A 13,166-nucleotide genomic window follows, 5' to 3' on the forward strand; every position below is an offset into this window, starting at 1 on the left:
AGATCCCCTCACTAGAAAGCTTTCTAAAAAGCTATCACCAAAGGCATCTAGAATGAAAGATCTGTAGAGAGGCGAATGAAAGGCCTGTGGAGAGGGGTAGTCATGACTGAGCAGACTGGCGATCGGGTGGATCAGCTGATCTCGACCTGGGAGCGGGAGCTGCCGGCGGTGCTGTACCCGACCACGGAGCTGACCAAGCGGGTGATGCTGCTCGCGGACGGCCTGGGTGTGCTGACCCGGCAGGTGCTCCGCGAACTCGGCCTGACCACCGCGGAGTTCGATGTGCTCGTCTCGCTCCGCCGCTCGGGCGCGCCGTACCGGATGAAGCCGTCCGACCTCAGCCGCGGCCTACTGCTCTCCTCCGGCGGCACCAGCAACGTCACGAATCAGCTGGTCAGCCGGGGCCTGGTGGTCCGCGAGCCCGATCCGGAGGACGGTCGCGGCACCCAGATCAGGCTGACCGAGCAGGGTGTCGAGGCCGCGGAGCGCGCAGTACAGGCGAGCGCCGTCGCGCACGACGAGATGTGGGCCGGCATCCCGTCCGAGCAGCTCGATGCCGCCGCCGCCGCGCTCCGCGCGATCTTCGCCGCCGACCGCCCGGCAGACCGCGCTACCGCCAGGCAATGACCGGCAGACCAACAGCGCACTGACCCACAGACCAAAGCAGGTCGTCGGCCGACCGAGCCAGACACTGACTGACAAATCGGACCGGGCGCTTAGCGATAGGTTGGACGCTGAGCGACAGGTTGGACAGGGCGAAGCGGCCGGTTCCCGGGGGAGTCCGGCCGCTTGCGCTTCTCGTGGTTATCCGGCCTGGAAGAAGGCGCCCTTGAGGTAGTCGTGCACGGCGTCCTCAGACACCCGGAACGACCGACCCACCCGCACCGCGGGCAGCTCTCCGGAGTGCACCAAGCGGTACACAGTCATCTTGGACACGCGCATGGCCGTAGCGACTTCCGCCACGGTCAGGAACTTCACCTCGGCGAGCGGCGACTCACCGCCGGACTTCTTTGATGCCATTGCGCACCGCACTTCCAGCACGGGTCGTGCGCCGGCTTCCCCTCCGGCACTTCCGCCCGTGCATGAGCCGAGCGTAGTGGCTGTTGGTGCGAATGGGAAAGAGGGGGACTCCTGTGACTCGAAACAGCCCGAAAACCGGACTCCGGAGCCGAACGCGGTCCCGGGATCAGTAGGTCGGGTCGAGACCGAGCAGCGGGAACGAGATGTCCCGGGTCGCCTTGATCGAACGATCGAGCCAGGTGTCCGGGTTGTAGCCGGTCGACCAGTCGGCGTACGCCGCGTCCCGGCCGTCCGTCATCCGCGACGGCGCGACCCGCCCGTACCGGATCCGGATGTCCTCACGCCAGCTCTCCGGCACCGGTGTCGCCGGATCGATCGGCTGACCGGCCACGATCGCCAGCAGATGGGTCCAGGCGCGCGGGACCACGTCGATGATCGCGTAGCCGCCGCCCCCGGTCGCGACCCATTTGCCCTCGCAGACCTCGTGAGCCAGGTCGTGCAATGCCTGGTACGCCGCCCGCTGACCGTCGATCGTCAGGGTCAGATGGGCCAGCGGATCCTCCACGTGGGAGTCGCAGCCGTGCTGGGTGACCAGCACGGACGGCCGGAAGGCCTTCACCACGTCCGGCACGACCGCGTGGAACGCCCGGAGCCAGCCGGCATCCCCGGTTCCCGGCGGGAGCGGCACGTTCACCGAACTGCCTTCCGCATCCGGCCCGCCGGTCTCGCCCGCCGTACCGGTGCCGGGGAACAGCGTGGTCGGCGACTCGTGCAGGCTGACGGTCAGCACCCGCGGATCGTTGTAGAAGACGGTCTGTACTCCGTCGCCATGGTGCACGTCGACATCGACGTACGCGACCCGCTCCGCACCATGGTCGAGCAGCCACTGGATCGCCACGGCCGGATCGTTGTAGACGCAGAATCCACTGGCCAGCCCGGGCATCGCGTGGTGCAGCCCGCCGGAAATGTTGGCGGCGTGCAGGACGTCGCCCTCCCAGACGGCGCGGGCAGCCTCGACCGATGCCCCGACCACGTGGGCGGACGCCTCGTGCATCTGCGGAAAGCAGTAGGTGTCGTCGGTACCGAGACCATGCTTCAGGTCCGCTACGTCGGGATGCTCGCCGGCCCGCTTCACCGCGGCGATGTACTCGGCCGTGTGCACGGTCCCGATCAGCGCGTCGTCGGCGATCGGCGCGGGCACCACCTTCAGCAGGTCCAGGACGCCGAGCGCCCGGGCCAGCCGGACGGTCAGGTCGACCCGGATCGGGCTCATCGGATGGCCGTGCCCGAAGTCGTACGCCGTCAGGCCCTCGTCGAAGACCAGCATCGCCTCACCACTCATGCCCCGACCTTAGGCCACCAAGCCGGCGCGGTGCTGTCCTCACGTCACCGGTCCGGCGCCGACGGGTTAGGCCGGCCGAAGCGCGTGTTCAGCCGATAAGCGCCACCTCGGGCATGGAAGACGACCATCACCACCGCCCCTGGAGCCAGCGCGCCAAGAGCGGCTCGGTGGTGGTTGCCGGGATCGGACGGCGATGATCGGGCAGCAGCGGCAGGTTGCCACGCTGATGCCGGGCGACAACGCCGTACTGCGGGCCGGCCTGATCGGCGCCTTGACGATCGGAACCGTGATCGGCCGGCACCTGCTCGAGTTCGACGGACTCGCGGATGCGACGCCGGATGAGATCACCGCCGTACTGCGTCCCCTGATCCACGCCCTGGTGGCCGGAGAGGGGTAGGTCCCTTCGACTACCCAACGGCTGCACGGGGTTCCAGGCAGGTGGAATTGATGCTGGGGCGCCGACGAGAGCCGACGATCGACTGAACCCCTTCCGTCATAGAGGAGACAGCCCTCCACCGGGCTCGACGCGATCGAGTCAGCCCGGTACCGACCGCTTGACCTCAACCTGGGTTCAGGTTGAATGCTGGCGGCATGAGCATCTTCACTGAGCCCGAGCTCAGCTTCCTGGCCGGACAGAAACTCGGCCGGCTGGCGACGAAGGTGCCCGACGGGTCACTGCAGAACAACCCCGTCGGGTACTTCGTGGCCGCCGACCACGTCGACATCGGCGGCCACGGCATGGGCGCCAGCCGGAAGTTCCACAACGTCCAGGCCGATCCGCAGGTGTCGCTGGTGGTCGACGACCTGTCCACCGACCAGGGCTGGCAGGTCCGCGGCATCGAGATCCGCGGCCGCGCGGAGGCGATCGCCGACGCCGAGCCACCGATGCCCGGCTTCAGCCGCGAGATCATCCGCATCCACCCGACCCGCATCCTCAGCTGGGGCTTCGAAGGCAGCAGCAAACGAAACGTCTCATAGCGACTACGACCTGAAGATGGCGACGTGCCCTGAGCACCACCGGCGAACACGCCCTAGCCTCCTCGACGAAGGCGGATCCGCGCTGGCCGTGCGATGCGGGAGTGGCGTCGGCGATCGTCGTACCGCTAGTCTGATGCCGTGAACATCAACCTGCAGCAGTGGTGGGCCGCCTGACGGCGGACCCCTCGCGTTCACACGCATCCAAAAGGCCGCCTCGCCGAGGCGGCCTTTTTTGATGCCCCGGGCGAGGCCATCTCGGAAGAAGGAACCATGACCTCGCTCTCCGGCATCACCCCGTCCGGCCGGCTCACGCTCGGCAACCACCTCGGCGCCCTGCGCCGGTTCACCGACCCGGACGGCTTCTACTTCGTCGCGAACCTGCACGCGATGACCACGAAACACGATCCCCGCCGGCTCGTCGCGCTGACCCGCGAGATGGCGACCCTGATGCTCGCCGCCGGTCTTCCACCGGGCACGGTGTTCATCCAGTCGGACGTCCCCGCGCACGCCCAGCTCGCGTACCTGCTCGAATGCACCTCGTACGTCGGGGAGCTGTCGCGGATGATCCAGTACAAGGAGAAGGGCAACGGCCGACCCATGACCCGGGCCTCGCTGTTCACCTATCCGTGCCTGATGGCGGCCGACATCCTCCTCTACGGCACGGATCGCGTGCCGGTCGGCGGCGACCAGGATCAGCACGTCGAGCTGGCCCGGGACGTGGCGGTCCGGTTCAACCGCGAGTACGGCGAGACGTTCGTCGTACCGCAGTTGCAGAAGGCGGCCCTGGCGATGCGGATCAAGGACCTGCAGAACCCCACCGCCAAGATGAGCAAGTCCGACGAGGACAACGCCGTCGGGACGATCCGGCTGCTCGACCCGCCGGACGTGATCCGCCGTCAGGTGATGCGGGCCGTCACGGATTCCGGCGGGGAGGTCCGGCACGACGAGGCGGCCAAGCCCGGGATCACCAACCTGCTGGAGATCCTCGCCGCCTGCACCGACGGCGACCCGGTCGAACTGGCGAAGGCCTACCCGACGTACGGCGCTCTCAAGGCGGACACGGCCGACGCCGTACTGGCTGTGATCGAGCCTCTGCAGAAGGAGTACGCGCGGCTCGCGTCCGACCCAGTGGCGGTGGACGACCTGCTCGCCGAGGGGCGCGATCGGGCGATCGAGGCGAGCCGGCCCCGACTCCAGGCTGCGGTCCACGCGATGGGTTTGGCAGGATCAGGTGGGTGAGCCGGCAGCTGCGAGTAGCGACGTTCAACATCCGGAACTCGTCGGCACCCGACGGTGACAACGCCTGGCCGGTACGCCGGCAGGCCACCGTCGCGGCGATCGAGGCCCTCGACGCCGAGGTGGTCGGGCTCCAGGAGGTCTTGCCCGACCAACTCGACTACCTACGTGAGCAGTTCGCCGACTGGCGGATCGTCGGCGCGGGCAGGGACGACGGTGTGCACGCTGGTGAGCACTCCGTCGTCCTGATCCGGCCCGGCGACTGGCAGGTGGAGTCGCACGAGACCCGCTGGTTGTCGCCCGAGCCGTCGCGGCCGGGCTCGGTCGGCTGGGACGCCGACCTGACCCGGATCGCGACGCTGGTGCGCTTGCGGCATGCCGACGGGACCAGGGTCGGAGTGGCGAACACGCACTACGACCACGCCGGAGAGATCGCCCGGGTCGAGTCGTCACGCCTGCTCGCGCAGTGGCTGGCGGCCGAGCCGTCGCTGCACTGGATCCTGATGGGCGACCTCAACGCGACACCGGGATCGCCACCGCTGAAGGCGCTGACCGGCGCGGGGCTGCTGGACGCAGTACCGGAGAGCGAGGGTGGCAGTGAGCACGGTGAGTTCACCGGCGCCACCGACCGGGACCGGATCGACCACATCCTGACCGACAGTTCGTGGCGGGTCGTGGACGCGGCCGTCTCGCACTTCCGTCCGGACGGGCGCCTCCCCAGCGACCACTGGCCGGTCGCGGCGACGCTCTCGCTCTAGAGCTTGTTGAAGACCTCTTCGCGCAGTCTTTCGAGAGCGTCGAAGCGGCGGGATCCCTGGCCCAGCAGTCCGTCGGCGCCAGCTCGATCCCGTAGATCTCGTGCTCGTGAGACTTTTATGCACTCTCCTGAGCGGCCAGGACGGCCTCCCCGTTGTCCGCGGCCCAGGTGGTCAGCAGCCGGATCGGTTCCATCAGCGTCTTTCCGAGCGGGGTGAGGTCGTAGTCGACGCGCGGCGGCACTCCGCCGTACTCCGTCCTGGTCACCAATCCGTTCGTCTGCAGCCGTCGCAGTGTCTGCGTCAGCACCTTCTTCGAGATCCCGCCGATCAGGGCCACCAGCTCGCCGTGCCGGCGCGGGCCCTCGCTCAGACCCCAGAGCACCACCACGGCCCACTTGTCGGCGATCACCTCGACCGCCAGCCGGGCCGGGCAGTCAGCGAGGAAAACGTCACCGATACCGTCCACGTCGATCAGGGTACCCAGGGGTTCCCGTTGGGCTGGCTAACGTCTCGAGGACCACCTCGGCTCATGGACCAACTCGGAAGGGAACTCCGTTGCCGGCCATCGCTTTGCCTGCCAGCACCCACCGGCTCTTCGCCACGGACAAGCACGTCACCCTGGTCACGATCGACGCGGACGGTTCACCGCAGGCGTCGATGGTGTGGGCCGAGCGGGACGGGGACCAGCTCCTGATCGGGATCGAGAGCTACCACCGCAAGACGCGGAACCTGCGGCGCGATCCGCGGGTCACGCTGATCGTGCAGGACGACCAGAAGAGCGAGCGCGGTCTGGTGCAGTATCTGGTGATCCGCGGCACCGTAGTACTGGAAGGGCCGGACATCCCGGACGAGTACAACGCCTTGATGGACAAGCAGTCCCAGCGCTACCTCGGCAAGGACTACCCGTTCGAGAACCGCGGCTCCCGTACTGCGCTGATCGCGCGCGTGACCCCGGAACGAATCACCGGCGAAGGCCCCTGGAGCTAGAAAATGGGTGGGCAGCGCGGTGGTCGGGTTGCTACGGTTCTGCCGACCGTGTCAGCACGCCAGGAGGTGAGACCCATGACCGCAGGATCAAGGGTGCTCCCCCACGTGTCACGGTCGGGCGGCTGACGTAGCCGCCGGGAGTGCCGTCAAAGGCACTCTCGAGAGGCACGAAAATGGCAAGAACAGTGAAGGGCATCGAGCTCGAAGGCATCGTCGTGGAGTGTCTTCGCAACGCCAACTTCAAGGTGGAGCTCAGCAACGGGCACGTGGTGCTCGCGCATATCAGCGGGAAGATCCGGAAGAACTACATCAAGATCCTGCCGGAGGACCGGGTGCTCGTCGAGCTCAGCCCGTACGACCTCACTCGCGGCCGGATCCTGTTCCGCTACCGGAACTAGACCGCGAGCGGAACTGGTCCGCTGCCGGCCGGTGGCGGGACGGCGTCCCGCTGCCGGTCAGAGCAGGTGCCAGCGGATCAGGAACGCGCCGACCGACAGCAGCAGGTAGACGAGGACCAGCAGCGCGCCGAGTCCCGGGTGCGGGCGCGAGCGGCGTACCGGCGAGGCGTCGGCCTGGGTGCGGACCGCCTCCATCACGGCGGCGACGTACCCGGGCCGGCCCTTCTCGATGCCGTTGATCTCGTTCTCGTCCTTGCCACTGGTCAGCACGACCGAGTCGTCGACGATCTCGATCCCGTCGACGTCCTGCCAGGCGAGGCTGCGGACCAGCAGGCTCGTGCGGGCCTTGACCGCGGTCTCGGTCAGGTCGACGCGGTACAGCACGACGCCGCCCGCGACCCGGACCACCGAGGCGCCGATGATGGTGAACAGGGCGACCGCGAGGAAGTCGCGAGCGCCCATCCAGAGCCACGAGTTCAGGATGGGCACGGCGACGAAGGGGACCACGAACAGCATCCACGCCCACCACGGCGCCGGATCCAGCGGTACCCGCCAGGGCAACGCGGGGATCTGCTCGGTGACCTCCTGGTCCGAACCCTTCTGAGCTGGCTGACCCGACATGACCTATCCCTTGAAAGGCGCAAGAGTGCGGCGCTCAGAATAGCCTGTCCGGCGCCTCTCTATCAGTACAACCTCTCCGGCCGCAGGTATTACTCAGCGGCCAGGGCGCGCGAGCGGTTTCGGGCGGCTTCGATAGCGGACAGGAACGCCGCGCGGACCTTGTGGTCCTCGAGTTCCCGTACTGCGGCAGCGGTGGTGCCGCCCGGTGAGGTGACGCGCTCCCGCAGTACGGTCGGGTGCTCGCCGGTCTCGCGCAGCAGCTTCGCCGACCCGACCAGGGTCTGGACGACGAGCTCCGTGGCGGTGGTCCGCGGCAGGCCCATGTGCACGCCCGCCTCGATCATCGACTCGACCACGAAGAAGATGTACGCCGGACCCGAACCCGAGATCGCGGTGACCGCGTCCTGCTGCTTCTCCGGCACCCGGATCACCCGGCCGGTCGCGGCGAGCAGGCCCTCGGCCAGGACGAGATGGCTCTCGTCGCAGTGCGCGCCGCGGGAGATCGCGGCCATCCCCTCGTCGACCAGCGCCGGCGTGTTCGGCATCACCCGGACCACCGCGACGCCCTCGGGCAGCCGCGACTCGATGAACCCGGTGGTGATACCGGCGGCCAGCGAGACCACCGTCTGGGTCGGCTGGATGACCGGAGCGATCTCGGCCAGCAACTCCGGCATGTCCTGCGGCTTGACCACCAGGACCAGGGTTTCCGCCTTCGCCGCGGCTTCCACGTTCGTCACCACGTCCACGCCGTAGCGCTCGCGCAGCTCGGTGGCACGCTCCTCACGGCGCTCGGTGATCAGCAGCTCCCCCGGTCGCCGCCCCGCCCGCAGCAACCCGGACAACAACGTCTCACCCATCACACCGGCGCCAAGAATGGCCACCTGCCCGTTCGTACTCATGCCGACAGCGTAGCGGCGCACTCGCCCGCGCTGATCGAGATTGGTCGGGATGCGGGACAGCAGGCGGGCGCGCGAAACAAGGTGATCGAGTCCTGTCACCGCCCTTTGGAAGGACCATCCAATGCCCAAGACGTTCCGAACCGTTCGCCGGACCCTCGGCGCCTTCGCCGGCGCCGCCCTGCTCGTGACCGGCGCCGCAAGCCTGGCGTCGGCCGCGCCGACCGGATCCGCGCCCCTCAGCGGCGACGGCACCCCGAACGCACCGGTCGCGGCGACCCCGATCGCGAAGACCACCTCGACGATGACCACCCTGGCCTCACCGCCCTCGGCCTGCCGTCCGTACGTCCAGTCGTCCTACGCGATCTCCTGCTACGAGTACGACGGCGACGACCAGTGGATCCGCGACCTGGACGCCAACGGCTGGCAGGCCGTCGTCCATGTGCAGACCAACTACGGCAAGAACCGGTACTGCGGAGCGCTGCCGGCCGCACAAGGTTGGGGCCAGTGCGACTACGACCATCGCGAGGACGGCTGTGTGCGGTTCCGCTTCTACGAGCTGAAGGACGGCGTGACCCGCAACTGGACCGTCTTCAGCCCGTACTACCACGCCTCGACCGGCACCCTCTGCTGAGCTGGAGCCGCGTGGCGCACTAGTAGGTCGCGTGGATCTCGGCAGCCTCAGGGGTGCCGAGATCCACGAACAGAGCCACTGCCCGCTCCCGGTACGCCGCCCCGTCGGCGCCTTGCCTGCCCAGTACTTCGGACAGACCGTGGCAGGCGCGGGCGATCTCGTACCGATCTTCCAGCGTCTGCGCGACGACCAGTGCGAGCTGGTGCTCCTCCAGGGCCTGGTCCAGGCGATCCGCTGCCATCAGGGAGGCACCCAGGTCGTTGCGGATCTCCACGGTCATCGCGCGGCTGCCGATGTCGATCGTCAGGTCCAGTGCCTCCTGCTGCAGCCTGACGGCCACCCGCGGCTCACCTCCCGTCAAGCGCACGCGGCCCAGCAGGTTCAGTGCGTCGACCTCGCCCGAGCGGAACGCCAGCTTGCGTGACAGCGCCAGCGCGGCCTCGCCGTACTCCGTCGCCAGCTCGCGGCCGCCCAGGCGCGCGTGCGCGTTCCCCACGTTGGCCAGTGCATAGGCTTCTTCGAAGGTGCTGTCGCCCAGCAGCCGCGCGATCCGCAGGCTTTCGTCGAACCGCTCCAGCGCCTCAGCCGTGCGGCCGACCCGGAGCAGACTCCAGCCGAGCCCGCCGCGAACGGTGCTGGCGCTGGACATCCGCTCGTCGTTCTCCTCGTGGAAGATCGTCAGGGCCTGCTCGAAACAATCGATCGCGTCCAGGTAGCGGCCGAGCCGGAAGTGGCCCAAGGCAACATTCCCGACCGCCTTCCCGGTGCCGATCCGGTTGCCGGTCTTGCGGGTCAGGTCGAGGGCCCGTTGATAGCAGTCCCGCCCGTCGGCGTACCGGCCGAGGCGCCAATAGACACAGCCCAGATTGTTGTGGGCACGGCTGCGGCTGGCATCGTCGGTCGCGGCGGCGACCGCGCACTCGTGCAGCACCTCGGCCTCCCGGTAGTAGCCCGAGGTGTCCAGGTAGTAATGGATGACTGTCGAGATGTCGGTCACCGGTCTCGAACTGCCCAGCTCGGCGGCGGCCCGGACGACAGCGATCAGGTTCGACCTCTCCGCGTCCAGCCAGGCTCTGGCCAGGTCGCGACTTCCGAGCTGCGGGCACTCGGTTCCCGGGTCCTCGACCAGCGCTCGCACGCTGCCCTCGTGCGGGGCATATCCGGCCGCAGCCTGCGCGGCCGCCCAGCGGTAGTGGTCGAACAGCCTGCTCAGCGCGTCCCGCCGGACGGTTGCCCGATCCTCGTCGCGGGAGCGGTCACAGGCGAACACGCGGACCAGGTCGTGCAGGACGAAGCGACCTGCTGCAGCCGGCTGGAGCAGGCTGGCCCGGACCAGATCCGCGAGCACCCGGACCACCTGCTCGCGGCGCTGCCCGGACACGGCCGCCGCGGCGTACGAGTCGAGGTCGCGTCCCGGATGAAGTGCCAGCAGCCGGAGCAGCCGCCTGCGCTCGGGTGGCAGGGCCTCGTACGACAGGGCCAGGGCGGGCTCGACACTGTCCTCCAGCCGGAGCCGCTCGCGATGCTCGGTGAGGCGTTCCAGGTGGTCACCCAAGCACCAGCCGGGTGAATCGGTGATCCGGCCGGCCACCACGGCGAGGGCCAGCGGCAGGTGACCGACCAGCCTCGCGATCCGCGCCGCCGTCTGCCGGTCGGCGTCGATCGCTTCCTCGCCGGCGATGCCCCGGAGGAGGTCGAGTGACTCCGCCGGAGTGAACACGTCCAGGGCAAGACACTTGACGTCCGGAAGACCACCCAGCTGATAGCGACTCGTCACCACCGTCACACAGGTCGGGCTCTGCGCAAGCAGTGGCAGCACCTGGTCCTCTGTGGCCGCGTTGTCCAGCAGCACGATGGCCTTCCGGTCAGCCATCAGCTGCCGGAACCGCCGGGCCCTGCCGGCCAGGTCGAGCGCGTGAACCTGACTTCCCGGTACGCCGAGCCGCCGCAGGAACCCATCGAGCACAGCAGCGGGGTCGGCCGGCGGTCTGTCGGGGTCGAACCCGCGCAGGTCGACCGAGAGCTGCAGCTCGTTGCCGTGGCCCGCTTCGATCAGCCGGTTCGCGACATATCTGGCCAGCTGGGTCTTACCGACTCCCGCCATCCCGCCGAGCACGAATTGCGTCGTACCGGCGTCGCAGGCAGCCAGCAGGCCGGCGACCTCGGCGGACCGGCCGGTGAAGGTGCCCTGATCGGCCGGGATGCTGTCAGTGACGCTGACGATCGCCGCGTCCGCAGCGCGACCCGCGACGACTTGGTGGGCCTGCCGCCAGGCCGCTACCAGGGCCTCGTCCTGGAGCAACGCGGCGGCGATGTCGACGACCAGTTCGGCGTCCAGCCGGCTCCGTCCGGGCTGCAGGCAGCGGTAGACGGTGTTGTAGACGGGGATCTCGGCGATCCCCCGCCGGCGCCGGGACGCGGCCAGGCGGCGGTGGATCTCACGGTAGGAGACCCCCGCCCAGCTGTGCAAAGCCCGCAGCCGGGCAGCCAACTCGTCGACGGTCTGTGCGCCACCTGGTTCCGGCGGTGCCGTTCTCCCCGTGTGCCCCACTGCGCCTCCACCCGCTGACCCGATCGGCTCGCCGTCGTTCACGCCCCACCGAGTGTGGTCGACAACGACACCTGCGGCAATGCGAACCAGCACGGCCCGCCGCCGCAGGCGCGCAGTACGACGCGGTCCCCCGTGTGCCAGTTCCACCAGCGTCGCCCCGAGATCGTTGAGGGCCTGCGCCTCGCAGTCCTGGCCACCCATCTCGCGCGCGATCGACAGTGCTGTCTCCTGGGTCTTACGGGCTCCTTCGAGGTCGCCCAGCTTCCGCAAGGCCCGGCCGGCCGTGATCAAGGCGTAGGCCTCACCGACCCGGTTGTTCACCTCCTGAGCGATCCCGATGGCCGCTGACGCCTCCGCGAAAGCTCCGTCGGCGTCTCCCAGTCCGAGCAGGGAGTACCGGGCAGGAGAGGCAACAGCTGATCCGCGGATGCGGCGTTGTCCAACAGGATCAGGGCCCGCTTGCCGAGCAGTAGGTCGCGAAACCGCGCCGTACGGGCAGCCAGGTCCAGGCCGGCCAACTGGCCGCCGCGCAGACCGAGCGACTTGAGGAAGCCGTCCAGGACCGCGCCCGGGTCCGCGGGCGAACGGGCGGGATCGTGCCCTCTGAGATCGACGGTGAACACCACGGCCGGGAGCGCCATCCGGTGAGCTGCCCGTATGGCCAGGCTGGTCTTGCCGACGCCCGCCATACCGTCGATCACCACGACGACCGGCTGGGTGGAGGCCGACAGCTCGCAGAGGCGGCGTAGTTCTGCCGCGCGGCCGGTGAAGCCAGGCCGGTCGTCGGGCAGCCGGTCGCAGACGTTCACCACCGCGGCGTCGGCCGCAGTACCGGTGATCGCCTGGTAGGCCTGCCGCCACCTCGCCGCCGCCTGGTCATCGGTCAGCGCGCGGACGACGTCGACCACGAGCTCGACGTCCAACCGGCTCCGCCCCGGCTGCAGGCAGCGATAGACAGTGTCGTAGACCGGCACCTCGGCGACTCCCCGCGCCGTTCGCGCCCTGACGATCCGCCGATGCAGTTCGCGGTACGAAACCCCGCCCCAAGCAACCGATGTCGGCGAGCCGTCCGCCATACCCGGGCTAGGCAGGTGCGTTCGGTTCTTGGGAGTAGTCGACCGTCATCGCGGGGCTTCCTACGGACGAGACCAGTGACCAGAGCGACAAGACCGCCATGCCCAGGTAGCAAGCAAGAGCAACGATTCGCCAGCTCAGCGAGCAATCTGCACCGAGCACGACCCACGCCGTAAATCCGCAGATCACGAAGCCCATGGTCGCGTAGCAGGTCCAGAGGAGTATCAGGAAAACGCCGCCGGCCTGGCTGGGGGCATTCAGCTTCCGGGCCTTTGTAGGGGCGTCTATCCGGGCTTGCAGAGTGACGCCGAGCGAGTCCTTCATCGACAGCCGAAGGCGTTTCGTGAGGAGAGCCTCGAACTCCTTGCACGCCGATGATTTCAGCACCGCGACATTGGCGATGAGCACGGCGAAGGTGACCAGTGACCAGAGCGGCAGCGGGAGAAAGAGCACAACGATCACCGGGATGCCGTCGGACGCGGCTTGGGTCAAAGCGAAAACGACCAAGCCCACGTACGCGCTCGCAGCCCCGAAAAGCGCACCGTTGACGGTATTGAGCGCCTGCAGATCCTGCCGATCAGCCTGATAGACCGGCATCATCAAACCCAACTCATCATCGTTCATCTGGCCCCCTCAGCGATCCTCGACCGCCTTCGCGAGGCCGGTTCTAT

16 protein-coding genes are annotated in these 13,166 nt (G+C 68.6%); 8 read left to right on the forward strand and 8 right to left on the reverse strand.

What is annotated here, in order from left to right; genetic code table 11:
* The first annotated feature begins 102 nt into the window (after nt 1-102).
* On the forward strand, nt 103-627 hold the full coding sequence (locus F1D05_RS16745; RefSeq protein WP_185448527.1) for a MarR family winged helix-turn-helix transcriptional regulator: 525 nt from the start codon (nt 103-105) through the stop codon (nt 625-627).
* Between the two features lie 177 nt (nt 628-804).
* Here the strand turns inward: F1D05_RS16745 and F1D05_RS16750 are convergent, their stop codons facing one another.
* Together F1D05_RS16750 and F1D05_RS16755 are read right to left on the reverse strand one after the other, a co-directional pair.
* On the reverse strand, nt 805-1,020 hold the full coding sequence (locus F1D05_RS16750) for a helix-turn-helix domain-containing protein (RefSeq protein ID WP_112248247.1): 216 nt from the start codon (nt 1,018-1,020) through the stop codon (nt 805-807).
* A gap of 166 nt (nt 1,021-1,186) precedes the next feature.
* On the reverse strand, nt 1,187-2,362 hold the full coding sequence (locus tag F1D05_RS16755) for an acetoin utilization protein AcuC (protein ID WP_185448528.1): 1,176 nt from the start codon (nt 2,360-2,362) through the stop codon (nt 1,187-1,189).
* A 193-nt stretch (nt 2,363-2,555) separates the two neighbouring features.
* On the opposite strand from F1D05_RS16755, the gene F1D05_RS16760 reads away from it, so the two are divergent.
* The 4 genes from F1D05_RS16760 (at nt 2,556) to F1D05_RS16775 (ending at nt 5,334) form a co-directional block, all read left to right on the forward strand.
* A complete protein-coding gene (locus F1D05_RS16760; RefSeq protein ID WP_185448529.1) occupies nt 2,556-2,759 on the forward strand; it encodes a hypothetical protein in 204 nt (67 codons plus the stop codon).
* 194 nt (nt 2,760-2,953) lie between these two features.
* Nucleotides 2,954-3,340 carry a PPOX class F420-dependent oxidoreductase gene (locus F1D05_RS16765; RefSeq protein WP_185448530.1) on the forward strand — a complete coding sequence of 129 codons (387 nt, stop codon included), beginning with the start codon at nt 2,954-2,956 and terminating at the stop codon, nt 3,338-3,340.
* Nucleotides 3,341-3,610: 270 nt separating this feature from the next.
* Nucleotides 3,611-4,579, forward strand: a complete 969-nt coding sequence (gene trpS / locus F1D05_RS16770) for a tryptophan--tRNA ligase (RefSeq protein ID WP_185448531.1) — start codon at nt 3,611-3,613, stop codon at nt 4,577-4,579.
* Nucleotides 4,576-5,334 carry an endonuclease/exonuclease/phosphatase family protein gene (locus tag F1D05_RS16775; protein ID WP_185448532.1) on the forward strand — a complete coding sequence of 253 codons (759 nt, stop codon included), beginning with the start codon at nt 4,576-4,578 and terminating at the stop codon, nt 5,332-5,334. The genes trpS and F1D05_RS16775 overlap by 4 nt, the downstream gene beginning before the upstream one ends.
* 115 nt (nt 5,335-5,449) lie before the next feature.
* On the opposite strand, the gene F1D05_RS16780 is transcribed toward F1D05_RS16775, so the two are convergent.
* Nucleotides 5,450-5,800 (reverse strand): winged helix-turn-helix transcriptional regulator, encoded by a 351-nt coding sequence (locus F1D05_RS16780; RefSeq protein ID WP_185448533.1) that lies wholly within the window; start codon nt 5,798-5,800, stop codon nt 5,450-5,452.
* A gap of 89 nt (nt 5,801-5,889) precedes the next feature.
* Between F1D05_RS16780 and F1D05_RS16785 the strand changes: the two genes are divergently transcribed.
* Nucleotides 5,890-6,321, forward strand: a complete 432-nt coding sequence (locus tag F1D05_RS16785) for a PPOX class F420-dependent oxidoreductase (protein WP_206686238.1) — start codon at nt 5,890-5,892, stop codon at nt 6,319-6,321.
* Nucleotides 6,322-6,494: 173 nt separating this feature from the next.
* Nucleotides 6,495-6,719 (forward strand): translation initiation factor IF-1, encoded by a 225-nt coding sequence (gene infA, locus F1D05_RS16790; RefSeq protein ID WP_185448534.1) that lies wholly within the window; start codon nt 6,495-6,497, stop codon nt 6,717-6,719.
* 57 nt (nt 6,720-6,776) lie between these two features.
* On the opposite strand, the gene F1D05_RS16795 is transcribed toward infA, so the two are convergent.
* Both F1D05_RS16795 and proC read right to left on the reverse strand, forming a co-directional pair.
* Nucleotides 6,777-7,340 carry a hypothetical protein gene (locus F1D05_RS16795; protein WP_246486760.1) on the reverse strand — a complete coding sequence of 188 codons (564 nt, stop codon included), beginning with the start codon at nt 7,338-7,340 and terminating at the stop codon, nt 6,777-6,779.
* An 89-nt stretch (nt 7,341-7,429) separates the two neighbouring features.
* On the reverse strand, nt 7,430-8,239 hold the full coding sequence (gene proC, locus F1D05_RS16800) for a pyrroline-5-carboxylate reductase (RefSeq protein WP_185448535.1): 810 nt from the start codon (nt 8,237-8,239) through the stop codon (nt 7,430-7,432).
* Nucleotides 8,240-8,360: 121 nt separating this feature from the next.
* Between proC and F1D05_RS16805 the strand changes: the two genes are divergently transcribed.
* Complete coding sequence (locus F1D05_RS16805; protein ID WP_185448536.1) at nt 8,361-8,870, forward strand: hypothetical protein; 510 nt, start codon at nt 8,361-8,363, stop codon at nt 8,868-8,870.
* Between the two features lie 19 nt (nt 8,871-8,889).
* Here the strand turns inward: F1D05_RS16805 and F1D05_RS16810 are convergent, their stop codons facing one another.
* From F1D05_RS16810 to F1D05_RS16820, 3 genes are all read right to left on the reverse strand, one after another.
* Entirely contained in the window at nt 8,890-11,742 is a 2,853-nt protein-coding gene (locus F1D05_RS16810) for a tetratricopeptide repeat protein (RefSeq protein ID WP_185448537.1), read from the reverse strand.
* The gene (locus F1D05_RS16815) at nt 11,739-12,395 is read right to left on the reverse strand and encodes a hypothetical protein (protein ID WP_185448538.1); all 657 of its coding nucleotides are present in this window, start codon (nt 12,393-12,395) and stop codon (nt 11,739-11,741) included. Before F1D05_RS16815 ends, F1D05_RS16810 begins: the two co-directional genes overlap by 4 nt.
* 109 nt (nt 12,396-12,504) lie before the next feature.
* On the reverse strand, nt 12,505-13,119 hold the full coding sequence (locus F1D05_RS16820; protein WP_185448539.1) for a hypothetical protein: 615 nt from the start codon (nt 13,117-13,119) through the stop codon (nt 12,505-12,507).
* Nucleotides 13,120-13,166 lie beyond the last annotated feature (47 nt).

It is taken from the genome of Kribbella qitaiheensis, from assembly GCF_014217565.1.
In the GTDB taxonomy this organism is placed as follows: Bacteria; Actinomycetota; Actinomycetes; order Propionibacteriales; family Kribbellaceae; genus Kribbella; species Kribbella qitaiheensis_A.

Excerpts from the sequence above, each read along its gene's own strand:
- infA (WP_185448534.1), top strand. The coding sequence starts at position 6,495 with ATGGCAAGAACAGTGAAGGGCATCGAGCTCGAAGGCATCGTCGTGGAG.
- F1D05_RS16745 (WP_185448527.1), top strand. The coding sequence starts at position 103 with ATGACTGAGCAGACTGGCGATCGGGTGGATCAGCTGATCTCGACCTGG.
- F1D05_RS16805 (WP_185448536.1), top strand. The coding sequence starts at position 8,361 with ATGCCCAAGACGTTCCGAACCGTTCGCCGGACCCTCGGCGCCTTCGCC.
- proC (WP_185448535.1), bottom strand. The coding sequence starts at position 8,239 with ATGAGTACGAACGGGCAGGTGGCCATTCTTGGCGCCGGTGTGATGGGT.
- F1D05_RS16750 (WP_112248247.1), bottom strand. The coding sequence starts at position 1,020 with ATGGCATCAAAGAAGTCCGGCGGTGAGTCGCCGCTCGCCGAGGTGAAG.
- F1D05_RS16765 (WP_185448530.1), top strand. The coding sequence starts at position 2,954 with ATGAGCATCTTCACTGAGCCCGAGCTCAGCTTCCTGGCCGGACAGAAA.
- F1D05_RS16795 (WP_246486760.1), bottom strand. The coding sequence starts at position 7,340 with ATGTCGGGTCAGCCAGCTCAGAAGGGTTCGGACCAGGAGGTCACCGAG.
- F1D05_RS16760 (WP_185448529.1), top strand. The coding sequence starts at position 2,556 with ATGATCGGGCAGCAGCGGCAGGTTGCCACGCTGATGCCGGGCGACAAC.
- trpS (WP_185448531.1), top strand. The coding sequence starts at position 3,611 with ATGACCTCGCTCTCCGGCATCACCCCGTCCGGCCGGCTCACGCTCGGC.
- F1D05_RS16820 (WP_185448539.1), bottom strand. The coding sequence starts at position 13,119 with ATGAACGATGATGAGTTGGGTTTGATGATGCCGGTCTATCAGGCTGAT.
- F1D05_RS16755 (WP_185448528.1), bottom strand. The coding sequence starts at position 2,362 with ATGAGTGGTGAGGCGATGCTGGTCTTCGACGAGGGCCTGACGGCGTAC.